The 20,342-nt window shown below is 46.5% G+C and carries 18 protein-coding genes and 1 pseudogene; 9 read left to right on the top strand and 10 right to left on the bottom strand.

Features of this window, described 5'->3' with window-relative positions:
• Positions 1-13: 13 nt before the first annotated feature.
• The 9 genes from tssG to tagF form a co-directional block, all read right to left on the bottom strand.
• Positions 14-1,054 carry a type VI secretion system baseplate subunit TssG gene (gene tssG, locus EL216_RS04225; RefSeq protein ID WP_085389444.1) on the bottom strand — a complete coding sequence of 347 codons (1,041 nt, stop codon included), beginning with the start codon at positions 1,052-1,054 and terminating at the stop codon, positions 14-16.
• On the bottom strand, positions 1,051-3,027 hold the full coding sequence (locus EL216_RS04220; RefSeq protein ID WP_085389445.1) for a type VI secretion system baseplate subunit TssF: 1,977 nt from the start codon (positions 3,025-3,027) through the stop codon (positions 1,051-1,053). The genes tssG and EL216_RS04220 overlap by 4 nt, the downstream gene beginning before the upstream one ends.
• Positions 3,020-3,535: a type VI secretion system baseplate subunit TssE gene (gene tssE, locus EL216_RS04215; protein WP_085360734.1), complete on the bottom strand. Its 516-nt coding sequence runs from the start codon at positions 3,533-3,535 to the stop codon at positions 3,020-3,022. The genes EL216_RS04220 and tssE overlap by 8 nt, the downstream gene beginning before the upstream one ends.
• A 32-nt stretch (positions 3,536-3,567) precedes the next feature.
• Positions 3,568-4,383, bottom strand: a complete 816-nt coding sequence (locus EL216_RS04210; RefSeq protein ID WP_085389446.1) for a type VI secretion system accessory protein TagJ — start codon at positions 4,381-4,383, stop codon at positions 3,568-3,570.
• A gap of 160 nt (positions 4,384-4,543) precedes the next feature.
• The gene (locus EL216_RS04205) at positions 4,544-5,026 is read right to left on the bottom strand and encodes an Hcp family type VI secretion system effector (protein WP_085389447.1); all 483 of its coding nucleotides are present in this window, start codon (positions 5,024-5,026) and stop codon (positions 4,544-4,546) included.
• A gap of 79 nt (positions 5,027-5,105) precedes the next feature.
• Positions 5,106-6,605 carry a type VI secretion system contractile sheath large subunit gene (tssC, locus tag EL216_RS04200; RefSeq protein WP_085356907.1) on the bottom strand — a complete coding sequence of 500 codons (1,500 nt, stop codon included), beginning with the start codon at positions 6,603-6,605 and terminating at the stop codon, positions 5,106-5,108.
• 34 nt (positions 6,606-6,639) lie between these two features.
• Complete coding sequence (gene tssB, locus EL216_RS04195) at positions 6,640-7,158, bottom strand: type VI secretion system contractile sheath small subunit (protein ID WP_009115600.1); 519 nt, start codon at positions 7,156-7,158, stop codon at positions 6,640-6,642.
• A 68-nt stretch (positions 7,159-7,226) separates the two neighbouring features.
• On the bottom strand, positions 7,227-8,294 hold the full coding sequence (tssA, locus tag EL216_RS04190; RefSeq protein ID WP_085389593.1) for a type VI secretion system protein TssA: 1,068 nt from the start codon (positions 8,292-8,294) through the stop codon (positions 7,227-7,229).
• Between the two features lie 4 nt (positions 8,295-8,298).
• Positions 8,299-8,850: a type VI secretion system-associated protein TagF gene (gene tagF, locus EL216_RS04185; RefSeq protein ID WP_085389594.1), complete on the bottom strand. Its 552-nt coding sequence runs from the start codon at positions 8,848-8,850 to the stop codon at positions 8,299-8,301.
• Positions 8,851-9,174: 324 nt separating this feature from the next.
• Here tagF and EL216_RS04180 point away from each other — a divergent pair, with 324 nt between their 5' ends.
• Both EL216_RS04180 and EL216_RS04175 read left to right on the top strand, forming a co-directional pair.
• The gene (locus EL216_RS04180) at positions 9,175-13,320 is read left to right on the top strand and encodes a DUF6531 domain-containing protein (protein WP_232005266.1); all 4,146 of its coding nucleotides are present in this window, start codon (positions 9,175-9,177) and stop codon (positions 13,318-13,320) included.
• 32 nt (positions 13,321-13,352) lie between these two features.
• A complete protein-coding gene (locus EL216_RS04175; RefSeq protein ID WP_009115605.1) occupies positions 13,353-13,787 on the top strand; it encodes a hypothetical protein in 435 nt (144 codons plus the stop codon).
• Here EL216_RS04175 and EL216_RS11500 read toward each other — a convergent pair.
• Positions 13,775-14,248: a hypothetical protein gene (locus EL216_RS11500; protein ID WP_085389448.1), complete on the bottom strand. Its 474-nt coding sequence runs from the start codon at positions 14,246-14,248 to the stop codon at positions 13,775-13,777. The genes EL216_RS04175 and EL216_RS11500 overlap by 13 nt on opposite strands.
• Positions 14,249-14,302: 54 nt before the next feature.
• Between EL216_RS11500 and EL216_RS04165 the strand changes: the two genes are divergently transcribed.
• The 7 genes and pseudogenes from EL216_RS04165 to EL216_RS04140 all read left to right on the top strand — a co-directional run bounded on the left by EL216_RS04165 (position 14,303) and on the right by EL216_RS04140 (position 20,298).
• On the top strand, positions 14,303-15,769 hold the full coding sequence (locus EL216_RS04165; protein ID WP_232005265.1) for an RHS repeat domain-containing protein: 1,467 nt from the start codon (positions 14,303-14,305) through the stop codon (positions 15,767-15,769).
• 40 nt (positions 15,770-15,809) lie between these two features.
• Positions 15,810-16,226, top strand: a complete 417-nt coding sequence (locus EL216_RS04160) for a CTP synthase (protein WP_085389449.1) — start codon at positions 15,810-15,812, stop codon at positions 16,224-16,226.
• A gap of 199 nt (positions 16,227-16,425) precedes the next feature.
• Positions 16,426-17,592, top strand: coding sequence for an RHS repeat-associated core domain-containing protein (locus tag EL216_RS11165; protein WP_232005281.1), 1,167 nt, complete (start codon positions 16,426-16,428; stop codon positions 17,590-17,592).
• Positions 17,589-18,095, top strand: a complete 507-nt coding sequence (locus tag EL216_RS04150) for an Imm26 family immunity protein (RefSeq protein ID WP_158087720.1) — start codon at positions 17,589-17,591, stop codon at positions 18,093-18,095. The genes EL216_RS11165 and EL216_RS04150 overlap by 4 nt, the downstream gene beginning before the upstream one ends.
• Before the next feature lie 478 nt (positions 18,096-18,573).
• Positions 18,574-19,345 (top strand): annotated as a pseudogene (locus tag EL216_RS11260) (RHS repeat domain-containing protein); the annotation flags it as partial.
• Positions 19,328-19,744: a hypothetical protein gene (locus EL216_RS11255; RefSeq protein ID WP_232005294.1), complete on the top strand. Its 417-nt coding sequence runs from the start codon at positions 19,328-19,330 to the stop codon at positions 19,742-19,744. The pseudogene EL216_RS11260 and the gene EL216_RS11255, both read left to right, overlap by 18 nt.
• Positions 19,738-20,298, top strand: a complete 561-nt coding sequence (locus EL216_RS04140) for a hypothetical protein (RefSeq protein WP_085389451.1) — start codon at positions 19,738-19,740, stop codon at positions 20,296-20,298. The genes EL216_RS11255 and EL216_RS04140 overlap by 7 nt, the downstream gene beginning before the upstream one ends.
• The last annotated feature ends 44 nt before the right edge of the window (positions 20,299-20,342 follow it).

Here is a 20,342-nt window from a genome sequence, read left to right as displayed (position 1 = left end):
CTGAAAAAGCCGTTTAACGGTTGCTGACGATTAAGTCTTCAGCGTCGCGGGAAACATTGCCCAGCCAAGTTGATAAGCCGAGCTGGGTTTGCCCGCCCAAATCCATCGGGGGAACTTCTTTTTGCATCAAAACGGGCTGTATGTCCCATTCGTATTCGTCTGTGGCAAACAGGCGCACCCATTCCCGCAGGCGGGCGGTGTTGGTGCCGTCTTTAAAAAACGACCGGTAGGCCGGCAAAGTAAGCGGGCCGATGATGATGCGGAATTTGCTTTGAACATCGTAAAGTTTGTCGCCCAGCAGCAAACCTTCTCCCAGCGTATAGCCGCCTGTTGCGCCGATTTGCGTTTTTTCCTCGGCAACTTCAACCCAGTATCCGACATTGGTTTGAATGGTAACGGGCGCTTTGAAATAGCGGTTGAGCAACTGTTGCAGGTTGGCGGCGGAACGACTTTGCTTCATCAGCAAACCGGCAAAATAACGCTTGGCAAATTCGTGAATCAAGCCTTCGTTGTGTATGGGCGGGGTGTTCAGACCGTTGAAACAGGCGATGTATCTGCCGAAGCGGTCGTCGGCGTTTTTGTCTAAAGAAGTAATGCTCTGTGCGTTGGCCCATGCCCGGTAAAACAACACCGCCAAACGGTGTTGCAGCATATTGGCAAAGCCCGTCCATGTGCGGTCGCCGTGCTGGTGTTGGCGCTCGTAGGCATATTCGGTCAAATGCAGGGGCAGGGGGCCGGAAGGGCCGAACAAACCGAAGCCGTTGATGGAAATTTCCGCATAATGGGGCGACAGCGTTACCGATTGGATGTTGCGCGGGGAAAATATAAGCGAAGGCTCTTGGCGGATTCTGATTTTTTCCATTTTCGGGCTGACGGCTTTGCCCAACATTTTGCCGCCGGTAACAAACTTAACCGACTCAAGCTGGCGCAAGAGTGCAAAGTAGTCATATTTATACGGTTGGGAAGCGACTTTGTTTAAAAAGCCGGTGAGTTTTTCATCCCAAGCATCGTCCAGCGGGTCGCCGAAATCTGTTTGCACGTTAACCGGACTCATATGATCACCCTTTCTCCAACCGCGGTCGGCCACGTGGCCACATGCCCTTGTTGGAGCGTGTCGATTTGCAGTTGTATGAATGAGTTGATCGACACCAAGCGCCGGAAGTAATGGTTTAAAACCGAGCCGAACAGGAAGGGATGGATGCCGCCCAATTGTGCGTCGTCGAGCGTAACGGTGATTTTGATGCCGCGCACGGGAGCAGCGGTGCCGTGATGGCGAACCACTTTATTTACGACGGCGGTGTCCACCCGCGTGATCGACTCGATCTGTTTCTTCAGCAAATCGTTTTCAGAAGAAACAAACACCATCAATAATTCTTTCAAGGTAACGGGGGCATCTTCTTGGTCGGTGTTCAGCAGCGACAGATAGTTCAGGCTCAATTGGTTTAAAAACGGCCAAAGCGTTCTGTCTTCGCTCACCGCTGCCTGAGGCCGCGTCAGCTTCGAAATCAGTTTGATCGAGCTGACCGGCAAAAAGCCTTCGATCAGAAAATCCGACTCGCCGTCGCGCGGCATCATCAGCGGCAAATCCCTGCTGGTACACCAAGCATCGACGGAAAGGTGCTGGATGCCTGAATTGAAGGCGTAGTCTTTATTGTCGGCCAGCGACAAAAACACTTCGCTACCCAGATAGGAAGAACGGAAACCGTTTTTAACGGCATTTTCAGACGGCATCCTGTCTGCCCGCCGTGCCGAAAAATAAGCGTGTTGGGTTTGCGCTTCAGGAAACAAACCCATATCCGGCGCTTTGTACATCGGCGAAAAAACCACGGTTTGGCGGTTGTTGGTGTCGAAGCCTTTTACCTGCTCGATAGAGTGGACTTCGTAATTCAGCGGCTGGGTGCGGTCGATAACGACATGGTGTTCCCGATCTTGAATGTTCACGGGGAAGCGCGCGCTCTTTTTCCTGAATAGATTTACCACCGGCACGGCGTTTACGGAAAAATCTTCCACGCCGACCAGCTCCGTCAGCTCGGGTATTTTGTGGCTGAACAAAAATGACAGGCTGAAATAGCGTTTGCGGTAAGTGATGATTTTCTTATTGATGCCCTTATCGCTCACAATTTCTTCCAGCTGTTCGGGCACTTTGGGCAGATGACCTTCTTTTTCGGCCTGCCGGACAGCTTGCTTGATATCTTTTTGGGCAATAAACAGGAATTTTTCCGGTAACCGCGCATATTCCTGAAGAATCCGAAACGCGCTGACTGATTTGTCCAGATTGAAAGACAAGGCTTCGTCTTCGCTAAATCCGCTGTGTTCCGGTTTGGACGGCAGCAGGTAGTGCCATTGTTTGGGGTTTTCATAACTGTGGCAGACTACGCCCACGCATTCGGAAGCCAGCAGGAACAGCAAAGAAGACGACTTGGAAAGCTCCGTGCCTAAAAACACAGGCAATGTGTCCGGCAGCATTTCCGAACACGCCCCGGGCACGCTGAGCGAGAAATCCAAGCGTAGGGCGGATTGCACTTTTTTGCCGGAAGAGGGTTTGAGCATGGGAAGCGTACCCGGCAAATAGCCGAGCGAATCGGTATATTTGGCTTTTTCTATACGCAGCGGCAGGATTTCGGTGGTTCTGGTTACCGAAAATGGGCAGCTTACCTTGAATTCGTCAATCGGCAGCGACCTCAATATTCTGCCGCGCTCCAGCAGATTGATAACGTCGGCGTTGTATTGGCCGGCGGGTTCTAAATTGACAATGGCCGCCGTCGGTTTTTGGTTGATGAAGTCGGGGTAAACGACTTCTAAAATTCTTTGCACGAAACGGGGATATTCCGCATCCAGTTTAAGCTGGGTGCGGGCGGTGAGAAAGCTCACGCCTTCCAGCAGCCGTTCGACGTAAGGGTCGGGAATGTCGGAAGTATCCAAAGCCAGTCGGGAAGCCACTTTGGGATATTTGAGCGCAAACTCCCTGCCCATTTCTTTCAGGAAGGCCAGCTCTTTATTGTAATAAGACAGTAATTTGTTATTCACGGCCCGTTCCCCCTTCTAATAAATTAAACAGCCCGGTTTCGATATCCATGCTGGTTCGCAGCAGGAATTCTTTTGGATAAGGGTTGAGTTTCAGATGGCCTTTGATTTCAATGATAAGTTTGTTGTGCAAGGCATCGTCGTCATCGTCTTCGGTGTTCACAATCACTTGCAGCGATTTGCTGTCGAGCCGCGGTTCGAAATCGAGAATGGCCTGCTTGATGTTTTGCTCCACGTCCTGCCATTCTATGTCGGAAAAATTCACGCCGGAAAGGGGCGGAATGCCGTAGTTGAGCGTGGACGAACGCACGTTTGCGGGCAGGTGTTGCTCCATGGTTTCCGCTTGCAGGTTGCAGGTGTTCAACAGGTAAAGAATATCGCGCAGCACGGCTTGCCGATATTGGTCAAGATTGATGGCCTGATCGGGTCGTGCTTCTTTTTTCTTACGCGGCTCTTCGTCAGTGAGTCTGTCGAACAAAGAGGGCAGCAGTTGGTTTTTGAATGGCGACATGATTAATTGCCGTGGCTGAAGGATGGGTGGGTTTAACGGTGTTGCCCGAATTTAATGCTGCGAATATCCAACAGGCCGAAATCATGGTTGTCGGTGTACAGCATCTTCTGACCGATGCCGGTGAAAAGCTGGTCTGCCGCTTCAACCCAGTCGGTTTGTGCGCATTGCAGCAGCAGATCCGACCATTCCGATTCTGCATCCGGTAAAACGGCATAGCGGGCGGGGCTGGTGCATTGGATGCATTCGCCGTGGCTGAATGTGATTTCAGACGGCCTCCAAATCACGTCGAGCAAGGAAGCGGGTGCTTTGAAAGAAATGCTTTCGATGGAGCCCCAAGTTTGCCAGTAGTATTGGCCGCGGTAGAAGTATTCGTAAACGAAGGCGGTGCGCACGTCGCCGTCTATGATCCAGCTGCCGGATGCATCGGCAACCGATTTGTCTGCCAGAAGATAGGTAATGTTTACCGGTATTTCGTCGATGTCGTCGGATAAAGCGGCGTAGTCGTCGGCAAGGGCCGCGCTTTTTTGTTCTGCTACATGGGCGACCAAAGAGAGTTGTTTTTGCAGAATATCGAGCTTGCCGGCGTGCTGTTCCAGCGTTTTCGGCTTTTGCTGTGCCGATAAAACGGCTTGGCGGCGCATTTCGGCTTCGATATTTTCAATGAGATAGAGCATCAGGGGCTTTTGGCTGTTGGGGAAGAGCTTTTGGTATTGCCCGATCTGTTTCAGCGCCTGATCCCATTTTGCACACAGGCAGAGATATTGAATCAATGCCAAACGGTGTTCCTGATTGTCGGGATTTGAACGCACCAGTTCAATCATGTCCGATAATTTAGTTTTCAAATCCATCTCAGCAACTCCTTGTTTATTTTTGTAGAAAGTGCGGTAAGAGCGAAAGCCCGAATCAACTTTTCAAGAAGGGTAGAGGCCGTCTGAAAAGTGTATATATGTAAAGCCTGACTTAAAACGCCTTTTAAGCCAGGCTTCTCCAACTAAACGTGCATAAAGATTATGCAGATTTGTTTTCTTTGATGTTGAAGGCCATCTGAACTTCGGCGCCTTTGGAACCTTTATCGGTTTGTTCCCAATATTGGTTTTTCACTTTGGCAGCTTGGAATGAGTAACGCATTTTCAGCGCGTCATCACCTTGTACGCCGATGAATTTCACACCGGTTACCAAAACGTCTTCCAATGTGGTGCGCGAATATTCGATTTGCTCGCCGCCGGCTTTGCACACGGAGATTTCTACTTTGCTCAAGTGTTGGCCGGTAGCACAATTTTTCAGAATGGTCGGAGCGGCTTTATCAATGGCGGCCACTACGGTCAAGTCGTTAAAATTCACTTTGCCGGCACCGCCGCCGCCACCGCTGGTCATCGAACCGGGTTGTTCGGCACCCCAGTCGAAACTTTCGATATTGGTCCAGTCTTTGTGGTTGGCATCTTTTGATTCGCCGTTTACACCTTCAACTTTCATGAACATATCAATAGCCATGTTTTACTCTCCTTGTTAAGAAATTTAAGCGATCAGACAACAGGGCACGAGTATGCCCGACTAAATAAACCAAACCCGACTATTCCTGTTTAGCCGAAGGCAGTTTGGAAACTAAGCGCAATGAAACGGTAAGCCCCTCAAGTTGGTAGTGCGGACGCAGGAAGAATTTGGAAGTGTAGTATCCGGGGTTGTCTTCCACTTCTTCCACCACTACTTCCGCCGCCGCCAACGGTTTGCGGGCTTTCGTTTCTTGGGTAGAGTTAATCGGGTCGCCGTCTACATAATTCATAATCCATTCGTTCAGCCAGCGCTCCATATCTTCGCGTTCTCGGAAAGAACCGACTTTGTCGCGCACGATACATTTCAGATAGTGGGCGAAGCGGCAGCATGCAAACAGATAAGGCAGGCGGGCGGACAAACGGGCATTGGCCGTAGCATCGGGATCATAATATTCGGCAGGCTTGTGCAGGGATTGTGCGCCGATAAACGCCGCCAAATCGGTATTTTTGCGGTGGATCAGCGGCATAAAGCCCAATGCGGCCAATTCGGCTTCGCGGCGGTCGCTGATGGCGATTTCTGTCGGGCATTTCATGTCCACGCCGCCGTCGTCGGTCGGGAAGGTGTGGCAGGGCAGGTTTTCAACGATGCCGCCGGATTCCACGCCGCGGATAGAAGTACACCAACCGTAGTATTTGAACGAGCGGTTGATGTTTACCGCCATCGCATAGGCTGCGTTGGCCCAAGTGTATTTGTTGTGATCCGCGCCTTCGGTTTCTTCCTCGAAATCGAATTCATCCACAGGATTTGTGCCGGCACCATAAGGCAGGCGCGACAAGAAACGCGGCAAGGCCAGGCCGATATAGCGTGAGTCTTCGGAATCACGCAAGCTGCGCCACGGTGCGTATTCGGCGTTTTGAAAGATTTTGCTTAAGTCGCGCGGATTGGCCAATTCCTGCCAAGATTCCATCTGCATCAGTTTGGGCGATGCGCCGGCAATAAACGGGCAGTGTGCGGCCGCAGCAATTTTTTCGAGGCTGTTGAGCATTTCCACATCGGGTGCGGAATGGTCGAAATAATAGTCACCAACCAAGCAGCCGAAAGGTTCGCCGCCGAACTGGCCGTATTCTTCTTCGTAAATGCGTTTGAACAGCGGGCTTTGATCCCAAGCCGTGCCTTTAAAGCGCTTCAGGTTGCGGGCGACTTCCTTTTTGGAAATCGGCAATACTTTGATTTTCAGCAGGGTGTCGGTTTCGGTATTGGTAACCAAATGATGCAAACCGCGCCATTCGCCTTCCAGCTTTTGAAAATCTTCGTGGTGCAGAATCAGATTGATTTGTTCGGAAAGTTTTCTGTCGAGTTCGGCAATGATTGCTTCGATGGTTTGATAAGTGTCGTCTGAAATCGTAACGACATTTTGCAAGGCTTGTTGGGCCAATGTTGCTACGGCGTTGGTTACGGCACTTTTGGCTTCTTCGGTTTTGGGTTTGAATTCTTTTTGCAGCAGTTGTTCAAATTCGCTCGCTGCAAACGCGGTTTGCGCGCCGCCGCCCCCTTGGATATCTAATTGCTTTTCAGCCATGATTCACTCTCGCTTTATTGGTTTTCATCCGAAATTACTGCTCGTCTTTGGGTGTTGCTTTCGGCGCGGCTGCAAGGCTTTTCAGCAGCTCGCTGTCGCCCAAGACTTTTCCGATTAATTCCTCCGCACCGCTCTTGCCGTCCATGTATGAGAGCAGGTTGGAAAGCTCCGTGCGCGCTTGCAAAAGTTCGTTTAGAGGTTCTACTTTTTTGGCTACTGCGGCGGGTGAGAAATCATCCATGCTTTCAAATTCGAGCTCTACGTTCAAATTGCCTTCACCGGTGAGCGTGTTTTTCACGTTGAAGGCCACGCGCGGTTTGAGGGCTTTCATACGCTCGTCGAAATTATCTACGTCAATTTCCAGAAACTTGCGTTCGGCCAATTCGGGCAGCGGTTCGACAGGTTTGCCGACCAAATCAGCCATCACGCCCATTACAAACGGCAGTTCGATTTTTTTCTCGGAACCATACAGCTCTACGTCGTACTCGATTTGTACGCGCGGTGCCCGGTTGCGGGCGATAAACTTTTGACCAGATGATTTGTTTCGTGACATTTTCGCTAACCTCTAAAATTGTTAAAGTTGTTTTCCAACAAACTTTAGTGCATTAATCCTAGACCGTTTCAGTCGTCGGAAGTTCCTGTTTCTTCGTCCGGTTTGCCGATTAAAACTTCAAGATTGGCAATGCTTTCCGGACTGATGTCTTTCATGATGTCGTAGAAATCCATGTTCATCAGACGCTGCACCCTGCGGATAAACAGTGGGGCAGGGTGGCTGGGCTCAAGGGTTTCAAAATAGACGCAGATTTTTTCCAAAGCCAAATCGACATCGGCGCGGTTTTTGATATTCAGACGGCGCCACGCATCGGCATCTTGGAAAGACGTTTGCTCTTGTGTGCCGGTTGGGGCAGAAGTTTCGGCTGTTGGATCCGTTTGTTCCGCCTGTTGCGGCTGCGGTGTGCTGCCGTCGTTGTAATTGACGGCTTTATGAATCAGGGTGAGCGGCTTTTGAATGACCTCGAAATTGAGGGAATGCTCGTCTTGCAGCTTGGTTGAGAAAGTGCTTTGGATGTCTTTCAGATGGCCTAATGCTTGGATTAAAGCCACCAATTCCGGCTTGCCGGTGTCGGCGCTTACCCTGATGTCGAGCATCAGCCGGTCTTTTCCGCCCGGATAGCTTTGCGGGACGTTGCCTTGTAATACGGAAACCGCTTCTTTTACGGTAACCGGTTGCTGGGTCAGCCCGTTTATCAACAGTTTGGCCGGAAAAATTTCTTTAACAATGCCGTCGAGCGTTGTGAAAGCGCTGAGTGCATTGATGCGGTAAAACGGGTCGTACTCGCCGTCTTCATCTTCGAGCTTAGGGTAGATGGAATCCCAGTACGAATCCACATTGGTTTTGATGGCTTCGCAACCGGCGCAGAATCCGGCGAGCCCGTGTTTGGCGGTGAGGGCTTGCGTGTAATAAGCCAAGACGCGCAGGTCTTTCGATTCGGCCAGCAATTGGTTGCATAATTTCTCTACCGTTGCCCAATCCGGTTCTTCCGCCGGAATAATGGTGTCGCCGTATTGTTGCTCGGGCTTGCCTTCGGCAGCACTTTGCAGCTCCAGAAAGCGGCTGTCGTATTCGATATCGACTCCTGCCGGAGCTTCTGCTGAAATCGGTTCGTCCCACCGGGGAAATGTTTTCATGAGCTTACGATCCAAATAATTTATTAAACAAAGAGCATGAAGGATGTCCTTCGTGTTCTATATGGCGGCCGCTTTCGCTTTCAAGCCAGAAGCTGCCGGGGTTGCCGTTGTTGGATAGATAATGCAGAAAAGATTCGGGCAAAGCAGGTTGTGTGTGATGCGGGTGTGTGTTGCAATTTTTGATAAGGCATTTCCCGTGATTCAACGTGTCGCGGAAAAAACCTGTTTTTTCGGCAAAAAGTTCAATTTGTGCCGTTAAGTCCGAGTCGGAATCGGGTTTACAGAATAAAACAAACGGATATTGCCTGCCGGTTTGATCCGAGCTGAGTGCTGCCAGCCCCGTGTAGAAAATACCGTCCGGCAATTTAATACAAAACAACCAAATCCGCGGCGTGGAAAATGTTTTTCGGGTAAAAGGAATTAATCTGTCTTGACTGGTGCAACGACTAAACCAGCCATCCCAAAAGTGTCTATCGTCGGCTTGCAGATTCTCGGAAACAATGAAGTCGCGAGATTGGTTTAACTTGCCGAAAAAATGCATTTCTCTTTGCAGCATCAATCGTAATCCCAATAATATGAATGAAATGACGATCATTCCCCTAGCTGATATTTTTATTTTGAATTTTTCAGATACTTTACCATATTTTGATAAACGGATTAACACTATTTTATTTTCAGACGGCCTGATAATTTGCCTATGATGCCCCGTGTGAAAAGGAACAAATACGGATATTGGATGTCTGAATTAAGATTGCTTTTGATCGGTTGTTTGTAAAGCGGCATTTTCAAATGAGCAGAAGCGATTTAAAATTTACTTCAGAAACCTGCGGGCGCTCTATTTTTAATTTTAAAAACAACAGAATTTTGACGGAGTAATCTCATGGCATCTTTCGGCAACACCATAGGCATTCTCATTCCCCAGCCTTCCGCGCCGGCCATGGTATCCCAAGGTTCCGCCAATCCGCCCGAACCGCTGACCAATGCCGCCGGCCCCGTTGATGTGATCGAAATGGTGGCCGATGTTGCTTCTACCGCTTTGTCTCTTGCTTCCCCCGATTCCGCCGTATCGGCAGCCGTTGATGTTGCTTCTACCGTGATTTCCTTAGCCTTGATGATTCCAGGGGTTCCGGGGCCGAAGCCGCCTACTAAAAAGACCGTTAAAGGGTTCAGTGGCGGCGGTGGAATGGGATTTAACGGCGGGCTGGTTACTCAAGGGAAAGGAAAAAAAGGCAGGGGGCGTAAAGGCAGGCCCGCAGGAGGAAGAGGAGCCGGTTCGGGAGGTTGTCCGTGTAAAGGCGGTGGCAAGGGCGGTGCAGTCGGTCGTCCGGTGAATGCCATACTGGGTATTAAAGTCCTTCCCGAAGAAACCGACTTTGTTTTCGATTCCCCTCTCCCCCTAATCTGGCAGCGCAGCTACTATTCCGACCAACCCGGCAACGGCTGGTTGGGGCAGGGCTGGTCGCTGCCGTTTTCGATGCGGTTGGAACGGACGCAGGACGGTTTCCTCTACATTGACGAACAAGGCCGGGAAATTCCGCTGCCGGATATCGACGACGAGCAAGACGAACCGCAATATGCCGATGATGAAGACGACTTCGACACAGAAGAGGCCGACCCCGTTGCCGACCCTGCGGAAGAAGACCCCTACGGTTTGGAAGATGCCTATTTCGACCACGAAGAGCAAATCTATTTTTCACAAGTTTCAGACGGCCTCTACCAAATCGCCTCACCTGACGGCGGTGCCCGTTTGTGGTTCGCCGAAGTCGACGAAGGCGACGGCGTTTACCAGCTCATTGCCCAACTCGACCGCAACCATCACCACATCCGCCTTTGCTACGGCGACAACGGACTGCCGCACAGCGTTTACGACAGCAACGGCAGGCAGTTCCAATTACATTTCTCCTCCATCCGCCTAAACGACAGCGACGAAGTATTCGATGCCGCTGCCGAACACGGCGTATTTGTCGGCAAAGACGACCACCTTTACGTCAACCGCCTAACCTCGGTTACCTTCAACAGCCGCGAACTGGTGCGCTACGGCTACGACGGCTATGGCGATTTGACCGCCGTTTACGGCCGCGACGGCAAACGTCTGCGCGGTTTCGCCTACCGCAACCATATTATGATCGAGCACAACCAGCCCGACGGGTTGGTATCGCATTACGAATACGACCGTTACGACACCGACGGTAAAGTGCTCAAAAGCCATACCAATCTCGGCGAAGCATGGACATTCGACTACCGCGAGGGCTACACCCGCGTTACCGACGCATTGGGCAGGGAAGAGATTTACGGTTTCGACGAGAACTACGAAGAGATTTACCACATCGATGCCGCCGGCCACCGCAGCGATACGGAGCGTGACGACTGGGGGCGGATTACCCTTCAACGCGACGAACTCGGCCGCGAAACCCGTTTCGGCTACGACACCTTTGGCAACGTGATCAGCATCACCGCCCCCGACGGCAGCCGCACCCAAATCGATTACCACGACACTTTAAACCTGCCGGTTGCCGTCAACGACCCCGCCGGCAGAATCACCGAATACGCCTACGACGGGCGCGGCAATCTGATTCACATCACCGACCCTGCCGGCCACAGCACCGGGTATACCTACAACGAACAATGGCTGCCCGCCACCATCACCGACGCATTGGGCAAAACCAAACAGCTCGAATACGATTCAGACGGCCAACTGATCCGCTATACCGATTGTTCCGGCCAAGCCACCCGTTTCAGCTACACCGAATACGGCGACCTCGAAACCGTTACCGATGCCCTCGGCCATACCACCCGCCACCATTACGACGCAGCCGGCAACCACATCCGCAGCGACTACCCCGACGGCAGCAGCGAAAGTTTCGAATACGACCGCATCAACCGCCTGATCGCCCATATCGACGGACTCGGTGCCAAAACCGAATACGAACTGGCGGTGGACGGCTTACCGGTCAAACGCACCAACGCCCTCGGCCATAGCTTCGGCTACCGCTACGACCAAGCCCGCAGATTAACCACCCTCACCAACGAAAACGGCGACACTTACCGCCTCGATTACGACAACACCGACAACCTGATTCAAGAAACCGGCTGGGACGGCAAAATCACCGGCTACACCTACGATGCCGCCGGCCAACTGACCGAACAAACCGAATACGGCCTTTCAGACGGCCTCAATGCCGACCGCCCTGAGATTTGGCACATCCACAAGTATAGATACAATCTTATGGGGCAATTAATTGAAAAAGTTAGTCGTAAGGTTGAAGGTAAAACAACTTCTAATACTGAAGCTTATAACCGTATACGTTTCGAATATGATTGTTTGAGTGGGAAATTAATTAAAGCGAGAAACCACCATAGCAGCATAGAATTTATATATGACTCTATAGATCAACTTATTCAAGAAACAACTGTTCACAATGGTTATAAAGTAACGGTTCAACACCGTTATGATGCTTTAGGTAATAAAATTCAAACTATTTTACCTGATGGTGGACTTATCAATAATTTATATTATGGTAGTGGCCATTTGCATCAAATCAATCTTAATGGAGAGTTAATCGCTGATATAGAACGTAATGAGCTACATCAAGAAGTAAGCCGTACTCAAGGTGAGTTAACTAGCTATTATGAATATGATCCAATGGGAAGATTACGTTCTCAAGTTACTACTGCTAATCAAATTCTAAAAAATAATTCAAAGCTAAATACCTTAGTTGGAGGAGTAGTCAGGAGAAATTATCATTATGATAAGGCTGGTAATTTGATTCAGTTAATTGACCTAAGAAGTGGAGTGTTAAATTATGTATATGATAAACTAGGCAGAATTCAGAAGAATGGTAAAAAGACTTTTGCTTTTGATCCCGCCGATAATATTTTATCAGAAGAACATTTTAATACTGAATATAAAGGTAGAAACATAGGAATTGGTAATCGCCTTGAGAAATACAATGGAATTGAATATACCTATGATGCTTTAGGTAATATGATTTACCGCCAATTACCTAATGGTGAAAGTCAATTTTTTCATTATGATGCAGAAAGTCAATTAATTTTTGCTGAGATAAAAAAAGCAAATGGTGAAACTCAAATTTGGGAATATACCTATGATCCACTTGGTAGACGTTTGAGTAAAAATAGGATTGATAATAATGCATTGAAGTCTAAAGCGACTGTTTTTATTTGGGATGGAAGAAAATTATTACAAGAATATAATTACAGAGGAAATTATACTTATTTTTATACAGATCAAGATAGTTATGAGCCATTAGCACAAGTTTTTCATAGCAAACAAGATAATAAAGATTATTTAAGTTATTTTCATACTGACCAAATTGGCATCCCGTACGAGATGACGGATCAGTATGGCAACTTATTGTGGTTTGGTGAATATTCAGCATGGGGCAAATTGCAGAAAGATGAACGAGTGTATCAAAATGCACACCAACCGTTTAGATTACAAAATCAATATTATGATGTTGAGACAGGGCTTCACTATAATTTATATCGTTACTATGAGCCAGATATAGGTAGATTTGTTAGCTCAGATCCTATAGGTTTATTCGGCGGTGATAATTTATATACTTTTGCTCCTAATATAACTGCTTGGATTGACCCTTGGGGATTAAATCGTTTTAGTCGTTCAATATGGCAGGCTCCTTCAAGAGGTACCGGACAGCAATATGTAGTATTTCAACAGGGTATTAATTGGGATCAAGTAGATAATAAAGGCAGAACAAACTTAGAGAGAGCATCTAAAGGAATAGCTCCGTTGGGACCTGATGGCAGATCCATAAATTTACATCATTCAAAGCAAGACGGAAGAGGTCCATTATTTGAACTTTCTGGAACTTCTCATAGTAAATTTGATCGTTCGAATGCCTTGCATCCATATAAAGTTGATGGTACTGGAAAACATCCTCACCACCCTGTAGATAGAAAATCTTTTGGTAGAGATCGAAGGCAGTATTGGATAGATCGAGCAAAAGCTGAAAGACGACGCAGAAGAGCTACTGGTCGATGTTAAGTGATTAATGTGTAAAATTTCGGAGATTGATTATGCTGGATAAAAAATTTACAGAATATCTTGAAGAAGAGCTTGGTAGAATTTTACCTGATGAAAAGAAAAAATATGAAGTAATGTTTAAAAGCCTAGGGTTTGGTGATATAAATCAAGATTTTGTTGAATTTTGGACAAATTATAGTGATGAAATTTATGGTAAAGAAGGATATCTTGTTGATTTGTCTATGGATTTAGAGGATTTTCAGAGTAGCCAAACTCAGAATCTTAGAGAATGGGAAAATTTACCAGTTAATTATATTTCATTTCTTCATAATGAGCTTGATGATTATTTGTTTTATGATAAAAATACTGATGAAGTATATTTTGTGGAAGCACCAAATATTAAAAATTTTATTAATAAAAAACAATTCGATAAAAAATGGGGTAACTTTATATCCTTTATAAAATATTTCCTTGATTATAATGAATAATAAATTTCCAGTTTATTAAAATAATCATAATATGCCGAATGAAAATTTTTTTCAAACGGCATTTTTCTAATGATCTTTAATAATCTAAATTTTTCATCTATCTGCCTGAAAAAACCAGCCGCCGCATCGACGGCACCCCCGTTCCCGCCGAAGAGGGCAAACACTACAGCCGCACCCGCTTCGACTACGACCCGCTGACCGGCAATCTGGTTAAAGCCCGCAACCGCCACAGCAGCGTCGAACTCGTTTACGACGTACTCGACCAACTTGTCAGCGAAACCACCGTCCACAACGGCCAAAGCGCAACGGTAGGCTATCAATACGACCCGCTCGGCAACCGTACCCAAACTATTCTCCCCGACGACCGCAGCATCAACTGCTTCTACTATGGCAGCGGCCACCTGCACCAAATCAACCTCGACGGCGAAGTCATCAGCGATATCGAACGCGACCGGCTGCATCAGGAAATCCGAAGAACCCAAGGCGCCTTAACCAGCCGCTACGACTACGACCCGATGGGCCGTCTGAAACACCAAACCGCCACCGCCAACCGCACTTTGCAGCACAACGGCAAACTCAATACCCTGGTCGGCGGCGCAGTGCGCCGAAGCTACCGCTACGACCAAGCCGGCAACCTGATTCAGACCGCCGACCAACGCAGCGGCGTATTGGATTACGTGTACGACAAACTCGGGCGGATTGAAAGCGCCGTCAACCAACAAACCGGCAGCCGCGAAAAGTTCGCCTTCGACCCCGCGCACAATATCCTGTCGGATAAGGTTTCAGACGGCTTTAAAGACACCCAAGGCCTGTCTGAACACCTTTCAGACAGGCATCACATCAGCCGGACAAAAGGCCGCAACATCGGCAAAGGCAACCGCCTCGAAGCATACAACGGTACCGAATACACCTACGATGCCTTGGGCAATATGATTTACCGCCAACTGCCCAATGGTGAAAGCCAGTTGTTCCAATGCGACAGCGAAAATCAACTTATCCGCGCAGAGATTAAAAAGCCCAAAGGCAATACCGAGATATGGGAATACGCTTATGATCCGTTCGGGCGCAGACTGAGCAAAGAGCGCAAAGACAAATTGGCGTGGACGAGCACCGCGCCGAAACGGACGCATTTCGTTTGGGACGGAACAAGACTGCTTCAGGAGTATAGCCATAAGGGCAGCTATACCTACGTTTACACCGACCAAGATTCCTACGAACCCCTGGCCCAAATCTTTGACAGCCACAAAGACCGACAACAATATCTTTTTTATTTCCACAACAATCAGATTGGAACACCTCATGAGATGACCGACATTCACGGTAATTTACTGTGGTACGGCAGTTACTCGGCTTGGGGTTCTCTTGCGTCTGAAAAGCGCATTTATGAAAACGTTCATCAGCCTTTCAGGCTTCAAAACCAGTATTTTGACCAAGAAATAGGGCTTCACTATAACTGCTTCCGTTACTATGAACCAGATACGGGTCGGTTTGTGAATCAGGATCCAGTTGGATTGTTAGGTGGAGATAACTTTTATTTCTTTGCTCCTAATATCCAAGATTGGCTAGATCCTTTAGGTTTAGCTCGAGCAAGAGCTAGGCCAGGAACATATGGCGCAGAAAGAAGAACCCATACTGGCGGAGAAACTAATCATGTTCCTGCTTATGATGCATATAAAGGATTGGATGGTGCTCCATCTCGACATTATGGCCCAGCATTTCACATGGATAGAGCAGATCATAGAAGCATGACAACTACAGGTTCATCTCATCGTTCTGTAGCTTATAGAGCGCAACAGAGAAGTCATATAAGATCAGGCCGTTGGGATTTAGCTATGGAAATGGATATTCGAGAAACAAAAACAAAATTTGGTGATAAATATGATCGACGTATGAGAAGAATGATTTCAGAAGCAAGAAGACAACGCTTGCTTTCTAGAAAGCAAGCAGCACGACTACGTAGAATTATTGGAAGATGTTCATAATTTTTTGAGTATTATGATTCAATTACAGAAAGGAAATATCATGAAAATGTTAATTAATTCTTATAAATCAGTGGGTGAGTTCACATTTGGTTCCTCACTTGTTGATGTAAAAAAACAGCATGGAGAGCCAGCACGTTTAATTGAAGATAATATTATGAATAACATAGTTGAACAAAGAAATGCTTGTGAATTGGTTTATGAAAATAATATCCTTGTGTATGTTAATTGTTTTAAAGACTCTAATCCTCAAATAAATGGCATTGATATTTTTAAAGAATCTATTGAAGCCTTGAAATCCATGGATTCTGATTTTGTTGAGGGAAAGAAGTATATAACTTTTAGAAATTTGGGAATTTGTGTAGGTGGTATGCTAGGAAAAAAAATACCTGAAGGAAAACTATTAATAGCATTTGATAAAAATCATTTAGATTTTTTTGAAACATTTACTGAAGTATAATTTTTGAGGAACATTTTTTATTAATATTCTACTCAACTATTTCACCTCTCTCTTTTACCTTGGGCAATCATGATATCTTGCGGCAACACCATAGGCATTCTTATTCTCTAAATCTTCCGCACCAGCCATGGTATCCCAAGGTTCCATCAATCCGTCCGAACTGCTGACCGATGCCGCCTACTCTGTTGACGTAATTGAGATGTTGGTTCAAGCATCATACGGGCTGGATAAAAGGCTATATAACATCGGCAAAGGCAACCGCCTCGAAGCATACAACGGCACCGAATACACCTACGACGCCTTGGGCAATATGATTTACCGCCAACTGCCGAATGATGAAAGCCAGTTGTTCCAATACGACAGCGAAAACCAACTTATCCGCGCAGAGATTAAAAAGCCCAAAGGCAATACCGAGATTTGGGAGTATGCTTACGACCCGTTCGGGCGCAGACTGAGCAAAGAGCGCAAAGACAAATTGGCGTGGACGAGCACCGCACCGAAACGGACGCATTTTGTTTGGGACGGGACGAGATTGCTTCAAGAGTATAGCTATAAGGGCAGCTATACCTACATTTACACCGACCAAGATTCTTACGAACCGCTGGCGCAAATCTTTGACAACGCCAAAGACGGCAAACAATACTTAAGCTACTTCCACACCGACCAAATCGGCATCCCGCGCGAAATGACCGACCAGTTTGGCAATCTGCTGTGGTACGGCGAATATACCGCTTGGGGCCGTCTGAAAACAGACGAGCGGGTTTATCAGCATGCGCACCAGCCGTTTAGGTTGCAGAACCAGTATTGCGATGAAGAGACGGGGCTGCACTATAACCTTTTTCGCTACTATGAGCCTGATTGTGGTCGGTTTGTGAATCAGGATCCGATTGGCTTGTGGGGTGGGGATAATCTTTATTGGTTTGCTCCGAATATTCAAGACTGGATTGATCCCTTGGGTTTAGTCCATGAAAAGGCTCCAGGTTATCATGTTTACGGTTTATTCGATGTAGACCTTAAAACAGGTAAATTGGCAGATAAACCTTATTATATTGGGATAACTAATGATACGGCGAGAAGGATTACTGAACATCAAGAATCTAGGAGACTAACTACAGATGGATCTACAAGAATGCAAACGTTACATCGTGATTTAACATATGGTCAAGCAAGAGGTTATGAACAGGCTTTAATTGAGCATTACGATACGAAGAAAGGTGTTATTGGGGAAGAAATCTCTCAACAGAATAGACAAAATAAAATTAATTCTTTTGATGTAGATAGTAAAACTCGTAGAAAATCTCGACAAAGATATTTTATGAAATTTCGTAACCAATTACTGAAGAAATTGAAAGGAAAATGCTCATGAGCAAGATAGAACTATGGGATTGGAATAAAAAGAAACGAACGATGTTACGATTTATTAAAGTTGGTGACATTGTTTGTTTCGAAATTAATGAGCCTAAAAAGAAATATGGTTATGGTATTTTAATTGCCAAACTGGATGATGGTTGGTTTGCTTGTAAAGTGTATGATATTCAGCATATTGATCCTAACTCAATCACAGAAAAAGAAATAATAGAAGCTAATCAATTTGGTGATATTTTTATATTGGATGTATATAGTACCTTAGATGTAAAAAAATATATAAATGATGGAGAGTGGAGAATTTTAGGCCATTATGGTGATTTCAAACTCAGTCAAGATGAAATAGATAATACATTCTTTGAATATGGTGTCAGTGGCATGAAAAGAAAAATTAATTTATTAGGAGATGAACAAGAAATTTCAGATCAAGAAGCAGAAAGTTATCTACCTTATAGTCCTGTGACAGGAGATGACGCTAAAAGATGGTATATAAAGTATGATTAATTCTTTTTGAATAGTTAAGCATAGCGTAATAGCGTAGATTGAGTTGGAAATCCAACAAAAGTAACTATGCCGTTTGGAGATTTTATTTAAAACTTTTTCAGACGGCATTTTTTGTTCTTTAACAGCATAGTTTATCTAGCTGGCAAACCGCCCCGAAATTTGGCACATCCACCGCTTCAAACGCAATATCCTCGGCCAGTTGGTGGAAAAAACCAGCCGCCGCATCGACGGCACCCCCGTTCCCGCCGAAGAAGGCAAACACTACAGCCGCACCCGCTTCGACTACGATCCGCTAACCGGCAACCTGATTCAGACGGCCGACCAACGCAGCGGCGTGTTGGATTATGTGTACGACAAACTCGGGCGGATTGAAAGCGCCGTCAACAAACAAACCGGCCGCAGCGAAAAGTTCGCCTTCGACCCCGCACACAATATCCTGTCGGATAAGGTTTCAGACGGCCTCAAAGACACCAAAGGCCTGTCTGAAAACCTTTCAGACAGGCATCAGACCGGCCGTCTGAAAGGCCGCAACATTGGCAAAGGCAACCGCCTGCAGGAATACAACGGTACCGAATACACCTACGATGCCTTGGGCAATATGATTTACCGCCAACTGCCCAATGGTGAAAGCCAGTTGTTCCAATACGATACCGAAAACCAACTCGTACTGGCCGAAATCAAAAAGAACAGCGGCGAAAGCCAAACATGGGAATACGCCTACGACCCATTTGGACGGCGCTTGAGCAAAGAACGAACCGATAAAGGCGTCTTAACCGCTACCGCGCCGAAACAAACCCATTTCGTGTGGGACGGCGCAGCCGCCTGCTGCAAGAATATAACTACCGCGGCAGCTACAGTTACATTTACACCGACCAAGGCAGCTACGAACCGCTGGCGCAAATCTTTGACAACGCCAAAGACGGCAAACAATACCTAAGCTACTTCCACACCGACCAAATCGGCATCACGCGCGAAATGACCGACCAGTTAGGCAATTTACTGTGGTACGGCAGCTACTCGGCTTGGGGTTCTCTTGTGTCTGAAAAGCGCATCTATGAAAACGTTCATCAGCCTTTCCGCTTACAGAATCAATATTTTGATGCTGAAACGGGGCTGCATTATAACTATTTCCGGTATTACGAAGCAGATACGGGTCGGTTTGTGAATCAGGTCCGATTGGGTTGGTTGGCGGGGATAATTTATACCTGTTTGCTTTCAATGGGCAAATATGGGTGGATCCACTTGGGTTAAAATGTACTAGATTAGTTAAAGAGGCAGATGGTACTACTACATTAGAGATTAAAAATAAATTTAAACCAGGATCTTATGAGTCTAGGCAATTGCAAAGATTTGTAAGACTATGGAATCAGCAGATAGCTGCTGCAGGAGGTTCTATGACAAAAAGAGGAACTTTGACGCCTGTACAGCAACGCCTTAGTGATGCTTGGACACGGCTGATGAGAAGAAGATTTCCAGGGCGATTTAGAGGTAAAGTGGTTGGACATACACCAGATGCCATAATGGGAGGGTTAGTTGCTAATGGACGTGCTACGGCACTAAGTACTCAAGTTAATAGTTATTTGGGAGGTGTCGCAAGAGGGGTTCCTAATGGTACTGTGTATCATTCAGTTAGGCTGGCTAGATGGTAAATAATTATAGAAAGGAAGAAATGATGACAGAATTAACAGCTCTTCTTCAAAAATATAAAGAAGATTATGAACTTAGAAAATGTGAAGTAGTAAAAGAAGCAATTGCTTGTGGCATGACGGAAGAAGATGTATCTCCTTTTATTGATAAGCAAAAAATTAAAAAATCTACTAATAACATTGACACAATGCCTACATTAGCGAAAGGTATTGAGAAAATTTTATCTCCTTTGCTGGTCGAGAGATTTCAGTTCGCAGGCAATTGGATGGATATTGGGGAACAATTTCTCGGTATAGAAGAATTAAAGAAATTAATTGCTAGCAAAAATTTTCAAAAATGGTTACGTTCTATGAGAGAGAATTGGGAAGGGTCAGCACCTAATTTGTATCAAGATGATCAACTTTCTGTTTTTTCTATTATAGACAAAAATAATGGAAATTATAGTTTATTGGTATGGATTGAAAATGAGACAGAACCAGAGGTTTGGCGTTATTTTGGACAATCAGAGCAAAAATTTAAAAATTTAACAACATATTTTGAATGGTTGAGCAAATAATGAAGAAAGTACCTATTTGATATAGATAGAGTACACTTGAAATA

Source organism: Neisseria animaloris, assembly GCF_900637855.1.
Taxonomy (GTDB): domain Bacteria; phylum Pseudomonadota; class Gammaproteobacteria; order Burkholderiales; family Neisseriaceae; genus Neisseria; species Neisseria animaloris.
Note: the sequence above shows the minus strand (reverse complement) of the source record. Positions and strands in the feature narration are given on the sequence as shown.

Bases quoted from the DNA above. Each gene is read 5' to 3' on its own strand.
- tssG (WP_085389444.1), bottom strand. From the start codon at position 1,054: ATGAGTCCGGTTAACGTGCAAACAGATTTCGGCGACCCGCTGGACGAT.
- tssE (WP_085360734.1), bottom strand. From the start codon at position 3,535: ATGTCGCCATTCAAAAACCAACTGCTGCCCTCTTTGTTCGACAGACTC.
- EL216_RS04210 (WP_085389446.1), bottom strand. From the start codon at position 4,383: ATGGATTTGAAAACTAAATTATCGGACATGATTGAACTGGTGCGTTCA.
- EL216_RS04205 (WP_085389447.1), bottom strand. From the start codon at position 5,026: ATGGCTATTGATATGTTCATGAAAGTTGAAGGTGTAAACGGCGAATCA.
- tssC (WP_085356907.1), bottom strand. From the start codon at position 6,605: ATGGCTGAAAAGCAATTAGATATCCAAGGGGGCGGCGGCGCGCAAACC.
- tssB (WP_009115600.1), bottom strand. From the start codon at position 7,158: ATGTCACGAAACAAATCATCTGGTCAAAAGTTTATCGCCCGCAACCGG.
- tssA (WP_085389593.1), bottom strand. From the start codon at position 8,294: ATGAAAACATTTCCCCGGTGGGACGAACCGATTTCAGCAGAAGCTCCG.
- tagF (WP_085389594.1), bottom strand. From the start codon at position 8,850: ATGCTGCAAAGAGAAATGCATTTTTTCGGCAAGTTAAACCAATCTCGC.
- EL216_RS04180 (WP_232005266.1), top strand. From the start codon at position 9,175: ATGGCATCTTTCGGCAACACCATAGGCATTCTCATTCCCCAGCCTTCC.
- EL216_RS04175 (WP_009115605.1), top strand. From the start codon at position 13,353: ATGCTGGATAAAAAATTTACAGAATATCTTGAAGAAGAGCTTGGTAGA.
- EL216_RS11500 (WP_085389448.1), bottom strand. From the start codon at position 14,248: ATGCAGCCGGTCGCGTTCGATATCGCTGATGACTTCGCCGTCGAGGTT.
- EL216_RS04165 (WP_232005265.1), top strand. From the start codon at position 14,303: ATGGGCCGTCTGAAACACCAAACCGCCACCGCCAACCGCACTTTGCAG.
- EL216_RS04160 (WP_085389449.1), top strand. From the start codon at position 15,810: ATGAAAATGTTAATTAATTCTTATAAATCAGTGGGTGAGTTCACATTT.
- EL216_RS11165 (WP_232005281.1), top strand. From the start codon at position 16,426: ATGTTGGTTCAAGCATCATACGGGCTGGATAAAAGGCTATATAACATC.
- EL216_RS04150 (WP_158087720.1), top strand. From the start codon at position 17,589: ATGAGCAAGATAGAACTATGGGATTGGAATAAAAAGAAACGAACGATG.
- EL216_RS04140 (WP_085389451.1), top strand. From the start codon at position 19,738: ATGGTAAATAATTATAGAAAGGAAGAAATGATGACAGAATTAACAGCT.